Here is a 2,273-nt window from a genome sequence, read left to right as displayed (position 1 = left end):
CCGGCTATACCGAGACGCTGCTCGGGCACTGGCTGCGAAACCGCGGCGTGCGCGAGCAGTCGGTGGTGATCGGCAAGGGTGCGCATTCACCGCTCTGCTATCCCGATGTGATCGGCAAGCAGCTCGCCCAGTCGCTCGACCGGCTGCAGACCGACCATGTCGACATCTATTTCATGCACCGCGACAATCCGGACGTGCCGGTCGGCGAATTCGTCGACGCCATGGACGCCGAGGTCAAGGCCGGCCGCATCCGCGGTCCGTTCGGCGGGTCGAACTGGACCATGGAGCGCATGGATGAGGCGATTGCCTATGCCGAGCGCACCGGCAAGCAGAAGCCCGGCGCGCTTTCCAACAATTTCTCGCTGGCTGAGATGCTGGAGCCGATCTGGGCCGGCTGCGTCACCTCGTCCACCGACGACTGGAAGGCCTGGCTGACGGCGCGGCAGATGCCGAACTTCGCCTGGTCGAGCCAGGGCCGTGGCTTCTTCACCGATCGCGCCGGCCGCGACAAGCATGATAGCGAGGAGCTGGTGCGCGTCTGGTATTCCGAGAAGAATTTCGGCCGCCGCGACCGCGCCATCGAGCTTGCCAACCGTCTCGGCAAGAGCCCGATCCATGTCGCGCTCGCCTATGTGCTGGCGCAGCCCTTCCCGTCAGTGCCGCTGATCGGCCCGCGCACGCTGGACGAGCTGGAGGACAGTCTCAGGGCGTTGGATATCAAGCTATCGCCGGAAGATGTCGCCTGGCTGGACAACGGGCCGGAGCGGCGCAGGGCGTAGGCTGCTTGGGGCGTTGAAAAGGAAGCGCAGCGTTCCTTCGCCCCTCGCGCCAGCATCTCAACAGTTTCACCGATCGATCCGCGTCGATAAAATAATCGACGACGACGTCCGCTCGACCCCATCCATCGCCCCGATCTGGTCGAGCAGTGTGTCGAGATCGCGGATCGACGGCGCATCGACGATGACGATCATGTCGAAATTGCCGCTCACCGAGTGCAGCGTCCTAACCGGCGGCAGCGCCTGCAGGCTGCGCACCACCTTGTCGGCGAGCTTCGGCGTCACGGTGAGCAGCACATGCGCCCGGACCAGCCCTTGCTCATAGTCGGGCGACAACCGCACGCCGTAGCCCGCAATGATGCCGCGGCGCTCCAGCCGCTCGATCCGGCTCTGCACCGTGGTGCGCGACACGCCGAGCTGGCGGGCGAGCTCGGCGGTCGAGGCGCGCGCGTTGGCGCGCAGCAGTGAAAGCAGGGCCTGTTCGGCATCGCTGATCATTTCGACGATCCTTGTCGGCATATTGTTAAAAGCGGCATTTCGTTTCGTACAATTTCACGCTTCCTTTCGACAGGCAAGCTGCGATGATTCCGGCCAGCTCAGGAGCAATTCCAGGAAAGGTGTGAAGCGGTTTCCGTCCGGAATTGCGTAACGCGAAATGGCAGGGGTATTGATCATGAAGAACATCGTTGTCGTCGGCGCCGGCAAGATCGGCTCGACCATCGCCGAGATGCTGGCCTCCACCGGCGACTATGGCGTGACGCTCGTCGACCGCTCGGCGGCGCAGCTTGCCGCGGCCGAACTCCCCGCGGGCGTCGAGACCATGGAACTCGACATCGCCGCGCCGGGCGTGCTCGAGGCAGCGCTTGCCGGCAAATTCGCGGTGCTGAGCGCCGCTCCCTTCCATCTCACCACGCGCATCGCCGAGGCGGCCGCCACTACCGACGTGCACTATCTCGATCTCACCGAGGATGTCGTCAGCACAAGGCGGGTGAAGGAGCTGGCGCGCGATGCCAGCAGCGCCTTCATTCCGCAATGCGGGCTGGCGCCGGGCTTCATCTCGATCGTCGCCAACGATCTCGCCAGCCGCTTCGACACGCTGGAGAGCGTGCGCATGCGGGTCGGCGCGCTGCCGCAATATCCGTCGAACGCGCTGAACTACAATCTGACCTGGAGCACCGACGGGGTCATCAACGAATATTGCGAGCCCTGCGAGGCGATCGTCGAGGGCGAGCTGATCGAGGTGCCGCCGCTGGAGGAGCGCGAGGAGTTCTCGCTCGACGGCGTCACCTACGAGGCCTTCAACACCTCGGGCGGGCTGGGCACGCTGGCCGAGACGCTGAAGGGCAAGGTGCGCACGCTGAACTACCGCACCATCCGCTATCCCGGCCACGCCGCGATCATGAAGGCGCTGCTCAACGATCTCGGCCTGCGTCACCGTCGCGACGTGCTGAAGGACATTTTCGAAAGCGCCCTGCCGGCGACGCTGCAGGACGTCGT

At 65.0% G+C, this 2,273-nt stretch carries 3 protein-coding genes; 2 read left to right on the top strand and 1 reads right to left on the bottom strand.

Annotation, left to right across the window (positions count from 1 at the left end; translation table 11 throughout):
* The coding region (locus EN742_RS32360; RefSeq protein WP_148670422.1) for an aldo/keto reductase at nucleotides 1-779 on the top strand (779 nt) is incomplete at its 5' end.
* A 66-nt stretch (nucleotides 780-845) separates the two neighbouring features.
* Here the strand turns inward: EN742_RS32360 and EN742_RS32355 are convergent.
* The gene (locus EN742_RS32355; RefSeq protein WP_126057340.1) at nucleotides 846-1,274 is read right to left on the bottom strand and encodes an Lrp/AsnC family transcriptional regulator; all 429 of its coding nucleotides are present in this window, start codon (nucleotides 1,272-1,274) and stop codon (nucleotides 846-848) included.
* A gap of 175 nt (nucleotides 1,275-1,449) precedes the next feature.
* Between EN742_RS32355 and EN742_RS32350 the strand changes: the two genes are divergently transcribed.
* Nucleotides 1,450-2,273: saccharopine dehydrogenase family protein (locus tag EN742_RS32350; RefSeq protein ID WP_148670421.1), on the top strand; the 824-nt coding region annotated here is incomplete at its 3' end.

The organism is Mesorhizobium sp. M4A.F.Ca.ET.020.02.1.1 (assembly GCF_004022645.1).
Taxonomy (GTDB): domain Bacteria; phylum Pseudomonadota; class Alphaproteobacteria; order Rhizobiales; family Rhizobiaceae; genus Mesorhizobium.
The sequence above is the reverse complement of the archived record's forward strand: the minus strand, read 5'-3'. Positions and strand labels throughout refer to the sequence as shown.